This is a genomic window from Ruegeria sp. CDSA033 (assembly GCF_059612305.1).
On sequence record NZ_JBXWQI010000009.1, the window covers coordinates 58,283 to 78,186 of the forward strand.

The following is a 19,904-nucleotide window of genomic DNA, read 5'->3' on the forward strand; positions in this document are numbered from 1 at the left end:
GGCCTGAGATGTCACGAGTATCCGTCGAATACAAAAATCACATCGCGCACGTAACTCTGACGCGCGGCGACAAGATGAATGCGCTGGATGATGCGATGATAAAGGCCATCATTTCTGCGGGGCAGGAGGTCGCTGCCTCGGATGCCCGTGCGGTGGTGCTATCGGGTGAAGGCAAAAGCTTTTGCGCGGGTCTGGACATGGCCAGCTTTGCGAGCATGGCGCAAACTGACCCGACCGAATGGTTGATGACCCGCAGCCACAAGGACGCCAATGAGGTGCAGGAAGTTGCCCTGGTTTGGCAACGCGTGCCCGTTCCCGTCATTTGTGCCATTCAGGGTGTTGCTTATGGCGGCGGTTTGCAACTTGCGCTGGGCGCTGACATCCGGATAGCACATCCCGAGGCTAAACTCGCCGTGATGGAGATGAAGTGGGGTCTGATCCCCGACATGGGCGGGATGGTTTTGCTGCCCAAGCTGGTCCGGTCGGACGTCTTACGCCTGTTGACCTATTCGGCCCGCCCCATCGGTGCCGCGCAGGCGGCGGACTGGGGGCTGGTTACCAAACTGTCGGATGACCCACTGACCGAGGCATTGGCCTTGGCCGAAGACATCGCTGGTCAAAGCCCTTCGGCCATCCGCGCGGCCAAGCGCCTGATCGAGGTTGCGGAAGCCAAACCTCGCACAGAGGTGCTGCTGGAGGAGTCATCAGAGCAGGCGGAGCTGATCGGCAAACCCGACCAGATGGAGGTCATTGCGGCGAATTTGCAAGGTCGCAAGCCAGAGTTCAAATGATCTCGGCACCTGTCACACGATTGATCCTGTACGCCAAGGATATCGACAAGATGGTGCATTTCTATGAGACGCATTTTGGTTATTCTGCCCGCCAACTCGAAGGGGACCGGATTGTAGAGCTTGTGCCGGACGAAAACGGCTTGCGCTTGTTGTTGCATCCGGCCAGCAAGGCCGCCCGGCAGGGGCAAGCGGCGGTCAAAATCGTTTTTGATGTCGCGGACGTTGCCGAGTTTTGCAAACAAACCGCGCAGCACGGGCTGAGATTCGGTCCGATCCACACAGCGGATGGCTACAGTTTCGCGAATGCCAAGGATCCGTCGGGAAACTCGATTTCCGTGCCAAGCAGGGCATTTGCGCCCGGTAATTAACGCATAAAAGCCCGTCGTGCATCACGGGCCATATTGTATCGCATCTCAAGCTCGGCGATCTTAGCCATAGTCACTTTACGCTCGTCAGCATCGGACTGCGACGCATAGGTTTTGCGGGCGGCATCTAATTCTTTCTTGATGCTGAACTCTTCGGGCAGAACGTCTGCTTGCGCCATGATCCGATGACCGGCGGCGACGGCCGGATCGGTCTGAGCCTCGGACGAACGGTCAGGCAGCGGCTGTCCTTCGCCCTCCAGCCCCTCTAGCTGACCTTCGGCTTGCGCCTTTTTGATCTGGCGTTCGACCAGTTTTCCGAGCGATCCAAACATAGGTTCGTAGTACCCGACCAGCACAGCGGGGGAAAGCTGTCATCTGGATCGGTTGGTAACCAGATAGGCGATACCACCTGCGGCCAAACCCCAGACTGCAGCACCCAGGCCGAAGACGGTGATTCCTGATGCGGTTATGGCGAATGTCAGAATCGCCGCTTCGCGTTCGGCGGGAACCTCTAACGCAGCAAAGGTCGCATTTGCCATCACACCAATCAGGGCAATGCCGGTCAGTGTACCCATGAGCAATGGGTCCGCGTGGGCCGCGAACCCGGTGATTGCCACGGCAAAGACGCCAAATACGCAGTAAAATAGGCCTGCCATAACCGCTGACCAGTAACGCTGGTTCGGGTCCGGGTAGCTGTCTTCGTTTGAACACATCGCAGCGGTAATCGCGGCAAGGCACGTGGCCGGAGCGCCAAAGGGGGCAGACAGAATACTGGCTCCTCCGACGGCTGAGAACAACTTGCCAGCAATTGGCGCATACCCAAAGCTGCGCATGACGGCGATGCCGGGTATGTTTTGCGTAGCCATGGTGACGATGAACAGGGGGATGCCAATCCCGATCGCCGATGCGATCGAGAATGTCGGAATAGTCCAGACAGGGGCGGCGACCAGATGCTCGGGTCGGACCGAACCGTCACCGGCGTTCAATACAACGACGATTGCCGCGGCAACCACTGCGGCAGGAACTGCGATCAACCGATTGATCCGCCCGGCGATAAACCACGTCAGAATGACCGGCAGCGCTTGCCAGGGCAGCTCAACTGCCGCCTTGAACGGAATGATGCACAAGGGCAGCAAAACCCCGCCCAGCATGGCCTGTGCAAGTGTTGTCGGGATAGCGGCCGCAAGCCGTCCAAGCGGACGCCACAATCCGGCAACAACAGTCAGGGCTCCGGCGCAAAGAAATGCACCAACTGCATCAGAAAACCCGACCAATGGGGTCGCCGAGACCGCCAGCAGGGCGGCACCAGGTGTTGACCATGCCACGCTGATCGGCTGCCGGTACCAAAGGCTGACCACAATCGCTGTCACCCCCATTGCAACTGCCGCCATCATCAAACCAGAGGCCGCCTCAGCCTCCGAGGCACCCATTGCTACAAGGCCCTGCAGCACAATTGGGAAAGAGCTGAAAAATCCGACAACGGCCACCACAAGCCCGGTTGAAATTGTCTGCACAGGAGGGAAAAGACGCGCCATGACTTCCTCGGAGTTGTCTGCAGAGATTGCTAACAATCGCAAGCGGATAGAAACAAGGTGAAATGCGTCACCGAACAAAAAAACCCGCCGAATGAGCGGCGGGTGTTAGATTTTGAGTAATTGCGAAAAGATGAAGATCAGGCGATTTCGGCCAAGCGGGCGAGGGCCTCGTTCAGTTTCGCTTCTTCCTCTTCGCGGGCGGCAAGGTTGGCTTTGGCCTCCGCGACAACCTCTTCCGGGGCCGACGCTACGAATTTGGGGTTGTTCAGACGTCCGCGCAGACCGCCCAGTTCCTTGGCCAGCTTGCCCTTGGCTTTTTCCAGCCGCTCCTTTTCCGCGCCGATATCGATGATATCCGCCAGCGGCAAGCCGAAGGACGCGCCAGGGGCAGCGATCGAGATGGTGCCTTTGGGCAGTTCATCCGCCTTGGTCAGGCTGTCGATCCGCGCAAGGCGCTTGATCAGCGCTTCGTTGCGGTCCCATGCGGCTTGGCCATTGGCGTCGATCTCGGTCACCAGCATCGGCACGTAAAGACCGGCCGGAACCCGCATCTGTGCACGGGCCGAGCGGGTGTTTTCGATGACCGAAATCACCCAGTTCATCTCACGATCCGCATCCGCGTCGATCAGGTCGGTGGCGGCATAGGTCGGCCAGTCGGCGTGGACGACCATTTTGGCGCGGTTGTCGGTCAAGCCCCACAGCTCTTCGGTGACGAAGGGCATGATCGGGTGCAGCAGGACCATGCACTGATCCAGGACCCAGCGCATCGTGGCGCGGGTTTCGGCCTGCGCCTCGGCATCGTCGCCTTGCAGCAGCGGTTTGGACAGCTCCACGTACCAGTCGCAGACCTTACCCCAGACAAAGGCGTAAAGCCCGCTGGCCGCGTCGTTGAAGCGATAGCTTTCCAGCGCTGCGTCGACTTCTTCGCGCACGCGGGCGGTTTCGCCGATGATCCAGCGGTTCACAGCTGCCTTGGGCTTAAGGTCGGCCACATCCAGTTGAGGAACGGCGTCGGTAAAGACCTCGTTCATCTCGGCAAATCGGACCGCGTTCCACAGCTTGGTGCCAAAGTTTCGATAACCGGTGATGCGCTCGCGGGACAATTTCAGCACGCCGCCAATCGCCGCCATCGAGGCATTGGTAAAGCGCAGCGCGTCGGCGCCGAATTCGTCCACGATCTCAAGCGGGTCGATGACGTTGCCAGTGGTTTTGGACATCTTCTTGCCCTTCTCGTCGCGAACGAGCTGGTGCAGGTAGACAGTGTGGAACGGTATCTCGTTTACCACGGCCAGTTGCATCATCATCATCCGGGCGACCCAGAAGAACAGGATATCTGCGCCGGTGATGAGCACATCGGTTGGGAAATAGCGCTCCATCTCTTCGGTCTGTTCGGGCCATCCCAGTGTGCCGATCGGCCACAGGCCGGAGGAGAACCAGGTGTCGAGGACGTCGGGGTCGCGCCAGACCGGATAGATCAGTTTGGTTGGGTCTTGTTCGACCGCATACTGAGCGAGACTTTCGGCAAACCGATGGATCGCCTCATGTTTATCTGCAACTTCCACAACTGTGGCGTGGCTCAGCGGGCTGGGAATGTTGGCGTTGTCGTCCAGGAACTTCTCAGTGACTGCATCCAAGCTGGTTGCGCATTCCATGACATTGCCACGGTGCAGCATGCCACCTTCATTCAGCAGACGACCCAATTCGACTAAATCAAGGTCTCCGTCGTTCTCGTCATCGATGAAGTCTTCCGCAGACAGATCGAGACCATACCAAACCGGTATCTGGTGCCCCCACCAAAGCTGACGCGAAATGCACCAGGGCTCGATGTTTTCCAGCCAGTGGTAATAGGTCTTTTCGCCCGACTCAGGGATGATCTTGACCGTGCCGTCTTTGACCGCATCCAGCGCGGGGCCGACGATCTTTTCGGCGTCGACGAACCACTGGTCGGTGAACATCGGCTCGATCACCACTTTGGATCGGTCGCCAAACGGCTGCATTATCGGTTTACTTTCGACCAGCGGCACCAGTGCGGCAGGATCTTCATCCTCGCCCAGCTTGGTGCCCAGAACCGGATCGTCCGCACGGGTCATCACGGCCAGACCGTCCGCGTTGATTTCTTCGACCACTTTCGCGCGCGCCTCGAACCGGTCGAGCCCACGCAGATGGTCGGGAACGAGGTTAATCGCGTCGATCTCGTTTTCGGTGAACTCACGCCCACGCGCGTATTCCTGCGCCTTGCCCGCCTCTTCGGCGTAGGGCGCACCATCAGCCCTCATCGCGCCTTTGGTGTCCATCAGGCGGTACATCGGAATGCCGCCGCGCTTGGCGACCATGTTGTCGTTGAAGTCATGTGCACCAGTGATCTTCACCGCACCCGAGCCGAAATCAGGATCGGGGTAGTCATCGGTGATGATCGGGATCTGGCGACGATGCTCCTTCGGACCAACCGGGATTTCGCAGAGTTTCCCAACGATTGGCGCATACCGTTCATCCGACGGATGAACCGCAACCGCGCCGTCACCCAGCATGGTTTCGGGGCGGGTCGTGGCAATCGAAATGTAATCGCGTTCTTCTTCGAAAACGACGTTCCCGTCCTCGTCCTTTTCGACGTAGGTATAGGTTTCACCACCGGCCAGCGGATACTTGAAGTTCCACATGTGGCCGGCGACTTCGATGTTCTCGACTTCCAGATCCGAGATCGCGGTCTCGAAATGCGGGTCCCAGTTGACCAACCGCTTGCCGCGATAGATCAGGCCCTTTTCATACATGTCGACGAAGACCTTGATGACCGCGTCGTGGAAGTTGGCCGAGTTCTCGTGCCCGGTCCGCGGATCACGCGGCGCGCCAGCCATGGTGAAGGCATTGCGCGACCAGTCACAGGAGGAACCAAGACGTTTCAGCTGCTCGATGATCGTGCCGCCGTATTCGCCCTTCCATTCCCAGACCTTGTCCAGAAAAGCCTCGCGACCCAGCTCGCTTCGGCTGGGCTGTTGGGTGGCGGCCAGCATCTTTTCGACCTGCATCTGGGTGGCGATACCGGCATGGTCCTGACCGGGTTGCCACAGCGTGTCGAAGCCGCGCATCCGGTGCCAGCGGGTCAGGATGTCCTGCAGCGTGTTGTTGAAGGCGTGGCCCACGTGCAACGCACCCGTCACGTTGGGCGGCGGGATCATGATGGTAAAGCTTTCGTCGCGCGATCTGTTCGCGCCTGCCTTGAAGGCCCCGGCCTGTTCCCAGGCCTCATAAATGCGGGCCTCAGCCTCGGCCGCGTTGAATGTCTTTTCCATCGCCATAGGATGCGTCCTGCGTCAACAAATTCGGGTCAGCGCCTGCAATAGCGAATGCGTAAGGGAAGGGGAAGGGTTGTATGCTATTCGGCTTGGGCAAAGCGCGCGCGAAAATAGTCCTGAACACGCTGGTAGGCCGGTTGATGAAAATCCAGAGCCCGCAATGAGTGGTCGTTACCGTCAATTCCACCGTCTCAAGATGAACACCGAAAGCATCCTTCAGGGCGCCCATATGCCTTTCTGAGGCCAGTTTGTCATCGGCGTAGCGCATGGCCAGGCCGGGGCCCTTCCGTGCCATGCCCGCGCGGGCGTTGCCAACCTCTTGTGGGCTCATGTGCAGGCTGTCCCCGCCAAAGATCGGTATGGCAGGCTGACTGGCGACGCCACCTAATACGGCATCCTCGGCCATCAGGGTCAGAGCAAAGCTGCCGGTCAGGCACATGCCAATTACGCCCACACCGGTGGCGTTGTCGCGGGACTTGATCTCGGCGACCAGCGCTTGCATCCAATGGGCAATAGGGCTTTGGTGACCCTTGAGAAACATGTTGAACTCACGCCGGACACAGAAAAGGCGCGCTGCGTTTTTGGCCATCGTGACCTTTCCATATGTTCCGATCATATGGGGCAGATAGACGCGAAACCCGGCTGTGTTCAGACGCTGCGCCAGATCCAGCGTTTCCGGTCCGATCCCGGGCAATTCCTGCAGGATCAAGATCGGAGGACCGCCGCCACCGACATACACGTCGTGGGTGGCTTCGCCGCCGCTGGTCAGCGGGGCAGTGAATGGAAAAACGCTATCATGTGCCCATGTCATGACCTGTAGGTTAACCGAAAAAAGACTGGCAAAACACGGGGAAGCTGGCTGTTCGACTGGACATCGCCTTGGGCTGGGCTACGGTCGCCAACGCAGGAGGATCATCGCATGGAAAAGTTCGGCAAAAGCCAGCTCGTCAAACGGACAGAAGATCAGCGGTTTCTGACCGGGCACGGACGATACATGGACGATGATGTGCCCGAAGGCGCTCTGTTCGCTGCCTTTTTTCGCAGCCCGGTTGCCCATGGTCGGATCACGGCGCTGGATCTGGATGCCGCGCGTGAGGCGGAAGGGGTGCGCCTTGTTATGACGCTGGATGATCTCTCGACGGCGGGGATCGACACTGTGATGAACGCAGCAACTGTGCAGAATCGCGATGGCTCTCAGACCCTTGCGCCCGACAGGCATATGCTGGCCCAAGACCGCGTCCGGTTTGTTGGCGAACCTGTGGCTGTCGTGATAGCGGACACGCTGTTGCAGGCGCGAGATGCGGTTGAGACGATCTGGATGGACACGGATGATCTGCCCGCAAAGCTGGATGTCGAAGCCGGTGGCGAACCGCTGCATGATCAGGTCGCCGACAATCGCGCCTTTGATTGGGGGTTGGGTGACGAGGCAGAAACCGATGCCGCCTTTCAGGCTGCCGCGCATACCGTTTCGCTGGATGTGGCCGACAACCGCGTGATCATCACCTCAATCGAGCCACGGGGATGTCAGGCCAATTGGGTCGATGGTCGTTTGCACTTTGCCTATGGTGGGCAAGGCGTCTGGGCGATGCGGGGGCAGTTGGCGCAAAAGCTGAAGCTGGAACCCGAGGCGATCCGTGTCACCACCCCGGATGTGGGTGGCGGATTCGGCATGAAGGTCATGCCGTACCCTGAGTATTTTTGCGTCTCAGTTGCTGCGATGAAACTCGGGCAGCCTGTTCATTGGATGTCTGACCGGTCCGAGGCGATGCTGTCGGACCACCACGGTCGCGACCTGACCTCATTGGCTGAGCTCGCCTTTGACGAGGACCTGAAAATCACGGCCTACCGGGTGCGCAGCAAGGTAAATCTGGGTGCGTATAGCAGTCATTTTGGGCAAGCGATCCAGACCAGTCTTTTCAGCAAGGTGTTGATGGGGGTTTACGACGTTCAAACGACGTATCTGCGGGTTGAGGGGTTCTATACCAACACCACGCAAGTCGATGCCTATCGGGGGGCAGGGCGGCCCGAGGCGATCTATGTTCTGGAACGTGTCATGGATCGCGCCGCGCGCCAACTGGGCGTCGATCCTTGGGAGTTGCGCCGCAGGAATTTCATCCTGCCGGAAAACTTCCCCTACAAAACCGCGACCGGCGAAATCTATGACGTAGGTGATTTCGATATGGTCCTGTCCCGTGCAGGTGCCCAGACCCATGGATTCACGACGCGAAAAACTGCAGATGCGGAACGTGGCCTGATCCGGGGGCGGGGCTTGTGTTACTATATCGAAAGCATTTTGGGTGACCCTTCGGAAAACGCGAAAGTCGAGTTCTGCGAGGATGGCACGGTGAACCTTTATGTCGGTACCCAATCGAACGGGCAGGGGCATGAGACGGTCTATGCGCAATTCCTGTCAGACCAAACCGGAGTTCCGATGGACCAGATCAAAGTGGTCCAGGGTGACAGCGATCAGTTGCCACATGGTGGCGGGACTGGCGGGTCACGTTCAGTCACGGTGCAAAGTACGGCCACGCTGGCGACAATTGACGTCATGATCGCCGCATTCACGCCGTATCTGGCGGATAAGATGGGGGTGGAGGAAAGTGATGTGCGTTTCGACCATGAAACCTTCCGCGCGCCGGGAACAAACCTGACACCTACGCTCACCGAGGCTGCGGAGATGGCCCGCGCCGATGGGCGCGCCGACCTGCTGAGTCACGAGGCCAGCGCCAATCTGGATGCGCGGAGTTATCCCAATGGCGCACATGTTGCCGAAATCGTGATTGATTCTTACACCGGTGAAACCTGGGTGGATCGCTATACTGTCGTCGACGACTTCGGTAATCTTATCAACCCGATGCTGGCCGAAGGGCAGGTGCATGGCGGGGTGGTGCAGGGCATTGGTCAGGCGCTGACGGAACACGTTGTGCATGATGCGCAGGGGCAACTGCTCACGGCTTCGTTGATGGATTACGCCTTGCCCCGCGCGGCCGAGATACCCATGATTAAGTTTACCTCGGCACCGGTTCCGTCAACTTCCAACCCGATGGGGATGAAAGGATGCGGAGAGGCCGGCACCGTGGGCGCGCTGGCCGCGGTGGCAAACGCGGTTCAGGATGCGCTCTGGGATTACGGGGTGCGGCAGGCGGATATGCCTTTCACACCTTACAAAGTATGGGAATTGTTGACGCATGGTTCTGTCGCGGCTGAGTAGAAAGGTACTGGGATGGCTCGGACGGCCCTTACGGTCCGAGCATTCCGCCGAGGCGCTTCACCGCGAGCCCGTCAGCCATGTGATTATCCTAGACGGCACCATGTCGACGTTGGAGCCGGGCTACGAAACCCATGCGGGCCAGACCCTGCGACTATGCCGCGAAATGGGCAGTAAAGTGTCCGTCTTTTACGAATCTGGTGTGCAATGGGAAAACTGGAAGTCCTCGCTAGACGTGATGATGGGGCGGGGCATCAACCGCCAGATCCGCCGCGCATATGGCTATCTCGCTTCACGCTACAAACCCGGCGACCGTATCTATTTCATCGGCTATTCACGCGGCGCTTACGGTGTGCGCAGCTTGGCTGGTGTGATTGACATGATCGGTCTGCTCAAGGCCGAACATGCCACTGTGCGCAACATCAAACAGGCCTACCGGCACTATGAATGCAATGCCAGCGGGTCGGCTGCGGCCGAGTTCCGGAGGCAATTCTGTCACGAAGATGTGGCGATTGAGATGGTTGGCGTCTGGGATACGGTCAAAGCGCTGGGCATGCGTCTGCCGCTGCTGTGGCGCTGGGCCGAAGAGCGTCACGCCTTTCACTCCCACCAGCTTGGACCGGCGACGCGCCACGGGTACCACGCAATGGCACTGGACGAGACTCGCGAAGTGTTCGAGCCGGTCCTGTGGAAATGTACCCCCGAATTCAAAGGCCATGTCGAACAGGTTTGGTTCCGTGGCACTCACGGCGATGTGGGTGGCCAGTTGAACGGCTTTGAAGAGGCCCGTCCCCTCAGTAACATTTCTCTGGTCTGGATGCTGGATAAGGCCGAGTTGCACGGTTTGCCTTTGCCCGAAGGCTGGCGTGATCGGTTCCCGACGGATACCTCCGCCCGTTCTGTTGGAACGTGGCGTGGCTGGGGCAAGATTTTCCTGCTGCGGAAGCACCGCAAAGTGGGCCGCGACCGGTCAGAAAAGCTCCATGTCTCGGTCTCGCCGGATGAACTGCCACGCTGGGTGCCGATGCCGGATTTGCCGTCGCATCCTGCGCAGTAGAACTTACTTCGGAACGCAGACATTTCTGACCGGTTCGATCAGTTTATCCGGACGTTCAACAAGATCGAAACGCCAATGTCTTGGCGACCAGTTAAACACCCTCTGCTCTTCGGGATAGTTTACCACCATCAAACCGTGAAAGTACCAAACGGATGTGGACTTGTATCCGGTCTTTGTTGTGTAGAACGAAAATCCGCGCAATTCGTACAGGTCTTCAATTGGAGAATTCTCTGCATGTACAGCGATGCAATATGGCGCGCCATTTGAGATCATGCGCGCCTGAACAAGAACCATTGGAACCGTAAACAAAGACCAAAGCGCAGTCAGGGTTGAAACCGATATGCCAACCTTTGCCGCCCATGAAGGTTGCGGTTTACCCCCGCGACCGGACCAGATGAGAAAGCTGGATGCGATGGCGAGGGTCAAACTGATACCGTGCAAGGCTTGAGTGTCAGAAAAGGGTCCAAAAACGCCAGATGCTAGGGTCAGAAACAGCCCCAGAACGAATGAGAAACCCGCAAGAATTCTGGCAAGAAGTCGCGGGATAGGACACTTTCCCAACAAAGCAAGGCCGCCGATGAATGCGGGTATAGCGGGTATGAGCCACAAGATTAGGAGTAGGATTTGAAAGAGCAAAAGCAGCGCTTTCCTGTCCGTTTTGGCTTCAAACAGAAACGGATCTACGGGCTGCATGTAGGCGGCAAAGATCAGCACGGCATAGGCACCAAACAGTGCTTTGTATTTTAGATTCGGCTGAATAGCGAAATCTCTCTGGTCAAAAAATTAACTGTCCACCCGTCTTTCAGCGGGTGGGCAGCTAAAAAAATTGGATACGCCACGCCGTAAATGCAACGTGCATAACTAAACTTCTACCGCCGGCGGTCGCGACGCGAGCTCATTGGCTGGAAGGCCACGCCAACATGCGCTTCGCAATAAGGTTTACCCGCTTCAACCGGCAGGCCGCAGAACCAGAAATCCTCGGTCGCGGGGTCGCCTACTGGCCATTTGCAGGTCTTCTCGGTCAGTTCCATCAGCGTCAGCTTCTTGGCCTTTTTCTCGACCTCGTTGACCTTGGCCAATGCCTCGGGGCTGATTTCATTGGCCGATGGCTGTGGCGGCAACGGTTGACCGGCCGGAATGATCTGGCGGCGGGCCGGAACAGCAGGTTTTGCTTCAGCTGTAGGTGCCGGGGCCGGGCGCGCCGGTTCGGTCTTGGGCGCTGGCCTTGGCTTGGTCTCGGCCTTGGGCGCGGGTGCCGGTTTTTCCTTGGGTTCGGATTTGGCCGGCGAGGCACCGGTTGCGCGGTTCGACAGACCCAGACGGTGCACCTTGCCGATCACCGCATTGCGGGTCACGCCGCCCAGCTCCTTGGCGATCTGGCTGGCCGACTGGCCCTCGCCCCACATTTTCTTCAGCAGTTCTACGCGCTCGTCAGTCCAGGACATCATTTGCCTTTCAAAAGCGGAAAGCGGCCCCGGATTCGGGCCGCCTTGGGAATTCGTCTCAGCCCCCTATTTTAATCACTGCGAGCCGAGTTACAAGCGGTTCTCGAATCAGGATGAGGGCAGGTGATGCAGATTTCCGCAGATCAGAGCGAACGGCGTTTCGGAACAGTTAACTGGATGGGGCTTTACACGCTGGCCCAGCGTGAAACGCTGCGGTTTCTGGCGGTTTGGACTCAAACCCTGTTGGCGCCGCTTGTGACGGCCGGGCTGTTCCTGCTGATCTTCAATATCGCCATCGGTCCGGGGCGTCCGGATGTGATGGGGGTGCCGTTCCTGACCTTTCTGGCGCCGGGCATCATGATGATGACCGTTATCCAGAATGCGTTCGCCAACACCTCATCCTCGATGGTGATCGCCAAAGTGCAGGGGAATATTGTCGATACGTTGATGCCGCCTTTGTCCCCGCTTGAGATCCTGCTGGGCTATCTGGCCGGTGGCGTCGCGCGGGGTGTTCTGATCGCTTGTGTGGTTGCGGTCGCACTTGCTTTGGTTTTGGGGATTTACCCGCAGAACCCGTTGTTTGCCCTGATCTTCGTTGTTCTGGGTGGCGCATTCATGGGGGCCTTGGGCCTGTTCGCCGGTATTTTTGCCAACAAGTTTGATCAGATGGCGGCCATCACGAACTTCATCGTGACACCATTGGCTTTCCTGTCGGGTACGTTTTACTCGGTCCAGGCGCTGCCTCCGATCCTGAACCGGGTGAGTCATGTGAACCCGGTTTTCTATCTGATCGACGGCCTGCGCTATGGGATGATCGGCGTGTCCGACAGTTCACCCTGGTTGGGAATTGCCGTTTGCTCTGGCGCCACGCTGCTGGTCGGCGCGCTGACTTGGCAGATGTTGCGGACGGGGTATCGCCTAAAGGCTTAAACCGTCTCGGCTAAGGAGCCGGGCTGAAAGGTCATTCGGGGTTTTCCTAGTCGCGGGTGCAGGTTTGCGGCCACGGCGCAGGCCCCGAACAGAGCCAACCCTCCGACCGCGAATACCCCGGCGACGGGTGAGATCAGAAGGACCAGTGATGCAACTCCGGGTGTCAGAATGCCGGAAACGTCGCGGTAGCTGGAATATATCGCTGACATTTCGGTGCGCTCGGACGGTTTCACTGCCATGAGGAAAGGCAGACCGGCGCAAATGTCCAGAACGATAAGCCAGATGGACCCAAGAACCAACGCCGCAACCGCCGCGACCGGCCAACCCGCGATGGCTCCAGCGGTGACAAAGCAGGTTCCGCAGGCAGCAAAACCCACGCGGACTGCTGTGCGAATCGAACGCCCCTGCACCCAGCGCAGAATCAGCGGAGCCGCGAACAGCATCGCGTTGGTGGTGGACAGAAGGATGCCGCCCAGTTGCTCACCCAGCCCGTTTTGAATGGCGAAAATGGGTAGATACACCACGTAGATCCACCAGCCGCAGGATCGGATCATGGCGAAAAGATATCCCGCGACCAGACGGGGTTGCGCAAAGAAGCGCGGCAGAAAGGCCAGCGGGTTTTTCGCGGTGCCTCGCGCCTTGGTGATCAACTTGCCATTGCCCAACCGCATGCGCCAGAACTGGATCAGCATGACCGCGCCTGCCACCGCGCTGATGACAAAGGGGGCAGGGGGCCATACCTCCAGCAATAAGACGCCGGCCATCGGGCCGCCTGCCCAGCCGAGGGCGCTGTAAAACATGCGGCTGGTCTCGCATTTGCCCAGCTCGATCTTGCTGATGTAATCCAGAACATAAGCATTGAAGCAAATAAATGTGACCACTGTCGCGACCGTGTTCAGGGCAAGCGCACCGACCACTGCCGTCGGGCTGCCCTCAATCGCCAGAAGGGCACCGCCGATGAACATGAGGCAACCAACAGTGTACGCCCATCTGCGCGGTATGAAGCGGATCAGGAACGGCACCATCAGCCCCGCAATCAACGAGATAACGCCGACCAGAAAATACAGGAAAGATACCGAAGACGCATCACCCAATGCTCGGTACATGGCCAGTGGAAAGACCGATATCAGAATGCCGCGGACAATGGCCTCGAATCCGGCCAGGATGCCGAAATCGCGGACTGAAGGTGCTGGGGCATGGCGCACCCATTCGGGGATACGGCGTTCGTGCATGGGTAAACTCTCAAATCAACTGAGGTTACATTGCGCCGGATCAATCCGCGTTCTTCGGAGTTTGCGACATACAGGTCGCCCCCGGCCTATGTCAGAAAAACTTTTTAGAGTTTCAGGCCTGCCGCGCCCGCGCTTCTCGCCAGACAAGAATGAGTCCGCCGGTCAGAATTATGGCTGAGCCGATCATACTGATCCTGTCCGGAATCACGCCGAATATCGCGAAATCGTAGAAAGCGGCGAAAATCAGCGTCGCATAGCTGATCGGGGCAACAAATGAGGCGTCTGCCCGGGCCATGCCGTTCACAAAACACGCCTGCGCGCAGGCCATCAGCGCGCCGATACCCGCCAGCGCTGCCCATTGTTCTAGAGTTGGCATCTGAAAAACAAAGCTCACCGCGACAGAGGCAATCGTCAGGCCCATTGCGTTGTTGATCAGCAAAATCTGGATCGGGATTTCTCGACCGGAGAGTTTCTTGATGAATATCAGCTCCATCCCGATGACTGCGGCTGCCGTCAGTGCCAACAGGGCTGCTGGCTGAAAGCTATCGGGTGTCGGGCGCAACAGTATCAGCGCCCCAGCCAACGCCACCGCTGCCGCCAGCCAGCGCCAAGGGCCGACGCCTTCTTTCAGCAGCGGGATTGCCAACACCATTGCAAAGACCGGGTTCAGAAAGGAAATCGCCGTCGCATCCGCGATCGGAATGAACGCGACCGAGGCGAACATCAGCGTAATCCCGACCCAGCCGAAACTTGTACGCCCAATATGCAGGCCCCAATGCGGACGCTGCAGGCGCGGCCGCATCACGCCGACGGCGGTGACGATCACGATAAAGGCAAACAGAAACCTCCCATGGCTGATCTGCATTGGATGCAGCGCGGGACCCAACGTGTCCGTCCCCAAGGCTTTGGCCAGCAGGGTGGTCCCGGCCAGCAACGCACTGGCGGCGGTGATCAGCACGGCCGCAAGAGGCGGATTGTGGGCTTTGGCGACAAACATATGTCAGCGGTGCGTCAGCGCATGTCAAATGGCAAGCGGCAAATGCGTCGCGCCAAGTATTTTCGCTGGTTGCCAATTTCAGGGTTTTCAGATGCTTCGGGCAGCGCTATACGGCGGCTTATGATCAAAAACGCACATATCCTGCGACTCCGACGCCGACGCTTCGCCGCGTAACCGGCCTCTTTGATCTATTTGCGCTGTTCAAATCGGCGCAATTTCTACCAAATCAGTTGACGAACACAGGCCGAGTGTATCACTCACAAGGCTCAAACTACCTGAAAAGGATGATCCCATGATCCCGTCCGTTCTGCCGACCTATAACCGCGCGCCCCTGACTTTCGTGAAGGGTGAGGGCGCCTGGCTGACCGAGGCGGATGGCCGACGTTTTCTGGACCTGGGCGCTGGGATCGCCGTGAATGCGCTGGGCCATGCCCATCCCGCACTGGTCAATGCCCTGACCGAGCAGGCGCACGCGCTGTGGCATGTTTCAAACCTCTACCACATCCCGCAGCAGCAGGCGCTGGCCGACAAACTGGTCGAGCACACCTTTGCCGATACCGTGTTCTTCACAAACTCGGGCACCGAGTCTTGCGAACTGGCCGTGAAAATGGCCCGCAAGTACTTCTATGACAAGGATCAGCCTGAACGGGTCGAGATCATCACCTTTGATGGCTCGTTCCACGGCCGGTCGTCGGCTGGTATTGCCGCTGCCGGGTCTGAGAAGATGACCAAGGGCTTCGGTCCACTGCTGCCGGGCTTTGTTCATGTCACGTTTGGCGACCTCGATGGCGTCACTAATGCGATCACCGATAAAACCGCCGCGATCATGATCGAACCCGTGCAGGGCGAGGGCGGCATCCGTCCGGTTCCAGACGCCGAACTCAAGGCCCTGCGCCAGATTTGCGATGACAACGGCCTGCTTTTGATCCTCGATGAGGTGCAATGTGGCGTAGGCCGTACCGGCAAGCTGTTCGCCCATGAATGGGCTGGAATTACCCCTGATATCATGATGGTCGCCAAAGGCATCGGCGGCGGCTTCCCTCTGGGTGCTGTTCTGGCCACGGAAGATGCCGCCAGCGGTATGACGGCAGGCACGCATGGCTCTACCTATGGCGGCAACCCGCTGGGCTGTGCCGTGGGCTGCGCGGTAATTGATCAGGTGGCGACACCAGCATTCCTGGATGGCGTCAACCGTAAGGCCGGCATGCTGCGCCAGAAGCTCGAAGGACTAATCGCCGAGCACCCGGAGGTCTTCGAAGAAGTGCGCGGAACCGGCCTGATGCTGGGCCTGAAGTGCAAAGCGCCCAATATCGACATGGTCAACGCCGGCTATGACAATGAGGTCATTACCGTCCCAGCCGCCGATAACGTGATCCGCCTGCTTCCGCCGCTGACGTTGACCGAGGATGACATCGCCCAGGCCGTGATCCGCCTCGACAAAGCCGCTGCGCAGGTCGAAGAGTCAATGGCCTCGGCCTAAGACACACCCGAATGAAAAGTGAACAGAAATGAACCATTTTCTCGATATCCATAAAACCGACGCGGGCGATCTGCGGACCATGATTGATCAGGCGGGCGCTATGAAACAGGCGCGCCTGGGCCGCCCAAAGGCAGCACTTGATGACGAACAGCCTCTGAAAGACCGCATGGTCGCGCTGATCTTCGAAAAACCATCCACCAGAACGCGCGTGTCCTTTGACGTGGGTGTGCGCCAGATGGGCGGGCAGACCATGGTGCTGTCGGGCAAAGACATGCAACTGGGCCACGGCGAAACCATCGCCGACACCGCCCGCGTCCTGTCGCGCTATGTCGATATGATCATGATTCGGACCTTCGATGAGACCATTCTGACCGAGATGTCGGAATATTCGGACGTGCCGGTCATTAACGGCCTGACTGACCGCACCCATCCCTGTCAGATCATGGCGGATGTGCTGACGTTTGAGGAACACCGCGGCCCGATTGCGGGCAAGAAAGTAGTCTGGACCGGCGACGGCAACAATGTTTGCGCCTCGTTCCTGCATGCTGCGGGTCAGTTCGGGTTTGATTTCACTTTTACCGGCCCGGCCCAGCTTGATCCGGAAGAAGAGTTCATGGGGCTTGCCCGTCAAAAGGGCTCGAAAATCGTGGTCGAACGAGACCCGTATAAAGCGGTTGTGGGTGCCGATCTGGTGGTCGCTGATACCTGGGTTTCAATGCACGATTCCCAGTCCGCCAAGGAACGCCGCCACAACATGCTGCGTCCCTACCAGGTCAACGCCGAGCTGATGTCACACGCAAAACCGGACGCGCTGTTCATGCACTGCTTGCCTGCCCACCGCGAAGAAGAAGCGACATCCGAAGTGATGGACGGCCCCAACTCGGTCATCTTCGATGAGGCCGAAAACCGTCTGCACGCGCAAAAGGCCGTGATGCGCTGGTGTCTGGGCGTCTGAACGGAGTCCATCATGCCCCATGTCACACTGGAGTTTTCGAAAGGCATAGAGCAGGTCCATGATGTTCAGGCAATTTGCGATCAGCTATTTGCCTTGCTGGCTGAACATCGTGAATTCGACGCTGAAACGATAAAAATCCGCGCGACACCGGTAGAATACTACCGTATCGGCACTGATCCCCAAAGCTTCGTCCATGCCACGCTTCTGCTGATGCAGGGGCGTGACGAGGCGACGCGCTCTGAGCTTACCGTGGCCATATTAGAGGTTCTGTCGGCGGCCTTGCCCGAGGTTGGCAGTATCACAGTGCAAGACGTTCAGATGAACCGCGCTTCCTACGCGAAACGGGTGGCCGGGCCATAGCCAGTGTCCGGTTGTCACAGATCCTGTGTTGTTCAGGTGGGGCGCCTGATATCCCAAATCCGCAATTTGGCGAGCGTCGCGACGCTCGCCAACACGACCAGACCGCATAGTGCCCATTTGGTCGTGACCTCCATCGTACCTTCAATCAGCAGGGCATGCACAACGCTGCCGATGATGGTAACGGTCGCAAGTCCCGTATGCCCCAATCTCCAGACCCGAAACCGCAGGCCCATGCGCTGACGAAAAAGACCCAGCAAGGCCACCAAGAACGCGCCCCACATCGCTATCACACCCCATGCCGAAAACGGTGTCGGTGATACAAATAACATAGCGTCAATAACGTCGGGCGGGCTGGTGATCCACAAACCACCGACATGGATCAGAATGGCTGCAACTAATGCCAGCCCACACCACCTATGCCAATGGCGGCTGGCAACCGGGGTCAGCCCCGGCAACAAACGGCCCGCAAGTAGCGGCTGCATCAACAGCAGACACATTGAAATAACACCGGCAAATCCGGCCGTGATGTAGATCGGTTCACGCCATGCCAGCTGAGGGCTCGCCGCCGCCGCGATAATCGGTACGGCTATGGCTAGGATCACAAAGGTCCAGATTACTGGGCTTCGACGCACTGTGGTTAGGCAGGCTGCAGAACGAAATGCGCGGCCAAGGTCTTGTCCTTGGAACTGCCCATGATTGGGCGCAGGAAAACCGTTTCGAACTCACCACTGTCATAAGCTAGATGGCCGTGTGGCTGGCCAAAGGCGGGTACGATCTGCGGCATCTCCAGTCGGAACTCGCCATTGGCATCGGTCAGAGTTGCGCCGTGGCTCTGCGGATCGCGTTCGTGGCCTTCTGTCGTATGCGCCCAGATCTGGATGCGCTGACCGGGCAGGGGGGCACCGTCCCCGGCGCGTCGCACTGTTCCGGTCATCCAGAACCCGCCGCCGCCAATCCGGTCAACGATGGGCGCGCCGGGACGGTAATTGTTGGACCCTCCGCGCATGGATGCGGTGGGGGCCATGCCACTTGCGCGCGCTGGCACCAACAGGCCTGTCGCACCCGTTGCCAAAGCGGCCCCAGACGCCAAAATCAAAGAACGACGAGAGAACGTAACACCAGCCATACAAACCTCTCTTTTCAAACGTTTCACCACGCCTCGGCGATGCCGGGCATTCTTTGAGCGGAAAGATAGCACGATTGTTTCAGTTTCCGAGGGGTCGCGCGGCGGGGGGTGACAAATTGTGAATTCCTTTGACCGTGCCCCCGCGCGGGTGCCATCCTGAAATCCGTCAGTTCGAGGAGTCCTGCAATATGATTGTCGAAGACGTTGTCTCAGACGAAGAAATCAAGGCGTTCAAACGCGACGGTGCGGTTGTGCTGCGCTCCAGGTTCTCAGAGGATTGGCTGGCACTTTTGCGAGACGGCATCGACGCGGATTTGGCCCGCCCAACCGATAATTTCACCCGCCATACCAAGGATCCTCGCGCACCTGCCTATTTCGAGGACTACTGGGCTTGGAATAAAATCCCGCAATTCACGCAATTCGTTCACAACTCACCTTGTGCTCCGCTTGCCGCACAGTTGCTGGGTGCACTATCGATCAATCTTGTCATGGACAACTGGTTCCTGCGCGAGGCTGGATCAATTTCGCGTCCACCGTTTCATCAGGACCTGTCCTATTTCGACTTCGAAGGCACGATGTGCGTCCTGTGGTTGCCGCTTGAACCCGTGACCAAGGAAAACGGCATCGCCTTCGTCAAAGGCTCGCATCTTTGGGACAAGCTGTTCATGCGGGTCAGGTTCGCCGACGGGCATCCCAGCTACGAACCCACCGAGGTTGCGGGGCTGACCTATCACCCGCCGCCAGACGTCAATGCCGATCCGGGCGCTTTCGATCTTTTGCAATGGGATATGAATCCGGGCGACTGCATCTTCTTCGACATGCGCACCTTGCACGGTGGGCTGTCATCAGTCACCCCAACGGAAACCGTACGCCGTTTTACGCTGCGGATGACCGCTCCGGATGGCAGGCTCCGGTATCGGGGGGATTGGGCCAAGGATGAACGGGCGCAGTTCGAAGCCGAAGGATATCGTGAAGGTGATCGAATTGATGGGGCGTTTTTCCCGCAGCTTTGGCCGCGCGGGCTGGGTCTTGTCTGATTTAAGGACCGGGCTCGCACCAGTTCTGTGCATTCCTGCAAATTGAATGACTGGTTTGTCAGGCCTATTCTGTATCAATGAACTGAACGGACCGAT

19 protein-coding genes are annotated in these 19,904 nt (G+C 58.5%); 9 read left to right on the plus strand and 10 right to left on the minus strand.

The genetic code is table 11. The features are described from left to right. Positions 1–8 precede the first annotated feature (8 nt). A complete protein-coding gene (locus tag AC2FLA_RS13180) occupies positions 9–791 on the plus strand; it encodes a crotonase/enoyl-CoA hydratase family protein (RefSeq protein WP_109313418.1) in 783 nt (260 codons plus the stop codon). Then, positions 788–1,159 carry a VOC family protein gene (locus tag AC2FLA_RS13185; RefSeq protein ID WP_496722735.1) on the plus strand — a complete coding sequence of 124 codons (372 nt, stop codon included), beginning with the start codon at positions 788–790 and terminating at the stop codon, positions 1,157–1,159. The genes AC2FLA_RS13180 and AC2FLA_RS13185 overlap by 4 nt, the downstream gene beginning before the upstream one ends. Here AC2FLA_RS13185 and AC2FLA_RS13190 read toward each other — a convergent pair. The 4 genes from AC2FLA_RS13190 to AC2FLA_RS13205 form a co-directional block, all read right to left on the minus strand. Next, on the minus strand, positions 1,156–1,488 hold the full coding sequence (locus tag AC2FLA_RS13190; RefSeq protein WP_496722737.1) for a DnaJ family domain-containing protein: 333 nt from the start codon (positions 1,486–1,488) through the stop codon (positions 1,156–1,158). The two genes, AC2FLA_RS13185 and AC2FLA_RS13190, sit on opposite strands and share 4 nt — an antisense overlap. A 39-nt stretch (positions 1,489–1,527) precedes the next feature. Next, positions 1,528–2,691 carry a benzoate/H(+) symporter BenE family transporter gene (locus AC2FLA_RS13195; protein WP_496722738.1) on the minus strand — a complete coding sequence of 388 codons (1,164 nt, stop codon included), beginning with the start codon at positions 2,689–2,691 and terminating at the stop codon, positions 1,528–1,530. A gap of 137 nt (positions 2,692–2,828) precedes the next feature. Beyond that, positions 2,829–5,984 carry a valine--tRNA ligase gene (locus AC2FLA_RS13200; protein ID WP_496722740.1) on the minus strand — a complete coding sequence of 1,052 codons (3,156 nt, stop codon included), beginning with the start codon at positions 5,982–5,984 and terminating at the stop codon, positions 2,829–2,831. After that, positions 5,947–6,792, minus strand: coding sequence for a dienelactone hydrolase family protein (locus AC2FLA_RS13205; protein WP_496722741.1), 846 nt, complete (start codon positions 6,790–6,792; stop codon positions 5,947–5,949). Before AC2FLA_RS13205 ends, AC2FLA_RS13200 begins: the two co-directional genes overlap by 38 nt. Positions 6,793–6,900: 108 nt before the next feature. Here AC2FLA_RS13205 and AC2FLA_RS13210 point away from each other — a divergent pair, with 108 nt between their 5' ends. Beyond that, positions 6,901–9,192, plus strand: a complete 2,292-nt coding sequence (locus AC2FLA_RS13210; RefSeq protein ID WP_496722743.1) for a xanthine dehydrogenase family protein molybdopterin-binding subunit — start codon at positions 6,901–6,903, stop codon at positions 9,190–9,192. Continuing rightward, positions 9,170–10,246 (plus strand): T6SS phospholipase effector Tle1-like catalytic domain-containing protein, encoded by a 1,077-nt coding sequence (locus tag AC2FLA_RS13215; RefSeq protein WP_109313412.1) that lies wholly within the window; start codon positions 9,170–9,172, stop codon positions 10,244–10,246. Before AC2FLA_RS13210 ends, AC2FLA_RS13215 begins: the two co-directional genes overlap by 23 nt. Positions 10,247–10,249: 3 nt before the next feature. Here AC2FLA_RS13215 and AC2FLA_RS13220 read toward each other — a convergent pair whose 3' ends face one another. Both AC2FLA_RS13220 and AC2FLA_RS13225 read right to left on the minus strand, forming a co-directional pair. Continuing rightward, a complete protein-coding gene (locus AC2FLA_RS13220; protein ID WP_496722745.1) occupies positions 10,250–10,672 on the minus strand; it encodes a hypothetical protein in 423 nt (140 codons plus the stop codon). A 443-nt stretch (positions 10,673–11,115) separates the two neighbouring features. Then, a complete protein-coding gene (locus AC2FLA_RS13225) occupies positions 11,116–11,691 on the minus strand; it encodes a GcrA family cell cycle regulator (protein ID WP_496722746.1) in 576 nt (191 codons plus the stop codon). A gap of 126 nt (positions 11,692–11,817) precedes the next feature. On the opposite strand from AC2FLA_RS13225, the gene AC2FLA_RS13230 reads away from it, so the two are divergent. Beyond that, positions 11,818–12,621 carry an ABC transporter permease gene (locus AC2FLA_RS13230; protein WP_496722748.1) on the plus strand — a complete coding sequence of 268 codons (804 nt, stop codon included), beginning with the start codon at positions 11,818–11,820 and terminating at the stop codon, positions 12,619–12,621. Here the strand turns inward: AC2FLA_RS13230 and AC2FLA_RS13235 are convergent. Next, complete coding sequence (locus AC2FLA_RS13235) at positions 12,618–13,853, minus strand: MFS transporter (RefSeq protein WP_496722749.1); 1,236 nt, start codon at positions 13,851–13,853, stop codon at positions 12,618–12,620. The genes AC2FLA_RS13230 and AC2FLA_RS13235 overlap by 4 nt on opposite strands. A 112-nt stretch (positions 13,854–13,965) precedes the next feature. After that, positions 13,966–14,850, minus strand: coding sequence for a DMT family transporter (locus AC2FLA_RS13240; RefSeq protein ID WP_472724190.1), 885 nt, complete (start codon positions 14,848–14,850; stop codon positions 13,966–13,968). Positions 14,851–15,142: 292 nt separating this feature from the next. Here AC2FLA_RS13240 and AC2FLA_RS13245 point away from each other — a divergent pair, with 292 nt between their 5' ends. From AC2FLA_RS13245 to AC2FLA_RS13255, 3 genes are read left to right on the plus strand one after another with little or no spacing between them, the layout of a single operon-like run. Continuing rightward, complete coding sequence (locus AC2FLA_RS13245) at positions 15,143–16,330, plus strand: aspartate aminotransferase family protein (protein ID WP_496722751.1); 1,188 nt, start codon at positions 15,143–15,145, stop codon at positions 16,328–16,330. A gap of 28 nt (positions 16,331–16,358) precedes the next feature. After that, positions 16,359–17,285 carry an ornithine carbamoyltransferase gene (argF, locus tag AC2FLA_RS13250; protein ID WP_496722753.1) on the plus strand — a complete coding sequence of 309 codons (927 nt, stop codon included), beginning with the start codon at positions 16,359–16,361 and terminating at the stop codon, positions 17,283–17,285. Positions 17,286–17,297: 12 nt separating this feature from the next. Beyond that, entirely contained in the window at positions 17,298–17,645 is a 348-nt protein-coding gene (locus tag AC2FLA_RS13255) for a 5-carboxymethyl-2-hydroxymuconate Delta-isomerase (protein WP_496722755.1), read from the plus strand. 32 nt (positions 17,646–17,677) lie between these two features. Here AC2FLA_RS13255 and AC2FLA_RS13260 read toward each other — a convergent pair whose 3' ends face one another. Together AC2FLA_RS13260 and AC2FLA_RS13265 are read right to left on the minus strand one after the other, a co-directional pair. Then, on the minus strand, positions 17,678–18,247 hold the full coding sequence (locus AC2FLA_RS13260) for a ferric reductase-like transmembrane domain-containing protein (protein WP_496722756.1): 570 nt from the start codon (positions 18,245–18,247) through the stop codon (positions 17,678–17,680). A 35-nt stretch (positions 18,248–18,282) separates the two neighbouring features. Beyond that, the gene (locus tag AC2FLA_RS13265; RefSeq protein ID WP_496722758.1) at positions 18,283–18,771 is read right to left on the minus strand and encodes a twin-arginine translocation pathway signal; all 489 of its coding nucleotides are present in this window, start codon (positions 18,769–18,771) and stop codon (positions 18,283–18,285) included. Between the two features lie 188 nt (positions 18,772–18,959). Here AC2FLA_RS13265 and AC2FLA_RS13270 point away from each other — a divergent pair, with 188 nt between their 5' ends. Then, positions 18,960–19,808: a phytanoyl-CoA dioxygenase family protein gene (locus tag AC2FLA_RS13270; RefSeq protein WP_496722760.1), complete on the plus strand. Its 849-nt coding sequence runs from the start codon at positions 18,960–18,962 to the stop codon at positions 19,806–19,808. Positions 19,809–19,904 lie beyond the last annotated feature (96 nt).

Bases quoted from the DNA above. Each gene is read 5' to 3' on its own strand.
- AC2FLA_RS13180 (WP_109313418.1), top strand. From the start codon at position 9: ATGTCACGAGTATCCGTCGAATACAAAAATCACATCGCGCACGTAACT.
- AC2FLA_RS13185 (WP_496722735.1), top strand. From the start codon at position 788: ATGATCTCGGCACCTGTCACACGATTGATCCTGTACGCCAAGGATATC.
- AC2FLA_RS13190 (WP_496722737.1), bottom strand. From the start codon at position 1,488: ATGTTTGGATCGCTCGGAAAACTGGTCGAACGCCAGATCAAAAAGGCG.
- AC2FLA_RS13195 (WP_496722738.1), bottom strand. From the start codon at position 2,691: ATGGCGCGTCTTTTCCCTCCTGTGCAGACAATTTCAACCGGGCTTGTG.
- AC2FLA_RS13200 (WP_496722740.1), bottom strand. From the start codon at position 5,984: ATGGCGATGGAAAAGACATTCAACGCGGCCGAGGCTGAGGCCCGCATT.
- AC2FLA_RS13205 (WP_496722741.1), bottom strand. From the start codon at position 6,792: ATGACATGGGCACATGATAGCGTTTTTCCATTCACTGCCCCGCTGACC.
- AC2FLA_RS13210 (WP_496722743.1), top strand. From the start codon at position 6,901: ATGGAAAAGTTCGGCAAAAGCCAGCTCGTCAAACGGACAGAAGATCAG.
- AC2FLA_RS13215 (WP_109313412.1), top strand. From the start codon at position 9,170: ATGGTTCTGTCGCGGCTGAGTAGAAAGGTACTGGGATGGCTCGGACGG.
- AC2FLA_RS13225 (WP_496722746.1), bottom strand. From the start codon at position 11,691: ATGTCCTGGACTGACGAGCGCGTAGAACTGCTGAAGAAAATGTGGGGC.
- AC2FLA_RS13230 (WP_496722748.1), top strand. From the start codon at position 11,818: ATGCAGATTTCCGCAGATCAGAGCGAACGGCGTTTCGGAACAGTTAAC.
- AC2FLA_RS13235 (WP_496722749.1), bottom strand. From the start codon at position 13,853: ATGCACGAACGCCGTATCCCCGAATGGGTGCGCCATGCCCCAGCACCT.
- AC2FLA_RS13240 (WP_472724190.1), bottom strand. From the start codon at position 14,850: ATGTTTGTCGCCAAAGCCCACAATCCGCCTCTTGCGGCCGTGCTGATC.
- AC2FLA_RS13245 (WP_496722751.1), top strand. From the start codon at position 15,143: ATGATCCCGTCCGTTCTGCCGACCTATAACCGCGCGCCCCTGACTTTC.
- argF (WP_496722753.1), top strand. From the start codon at position 16,359: ATGAACCATTTTCTCGATATCCATAAAACCGACGCGGGCGATCTGCGG.
- AC2FLA_RS13255 (WP_496722755.1), top strand. From the start codon at position 17,298: ATGCCCCATGTCACACTGGAGTTTTCGAAAGGCATAGAGCAGGTCCAT.
- AC2FLA_RS13265 (WP_496722758.1), bottom strand. From the start codon at position 18,771: ATGGCTGGTGTTACGTTCTCTCGTCGTTCTTTGATTTTGGCGTCTGGG.
- AC2FLA_RS13270 (WP_496722760.1), top strand. From the start codon at position 18,960: ATGATTGTCGAAGACGTTGTCTCAGACGAAGAAATCAAGGCGTTCAAA.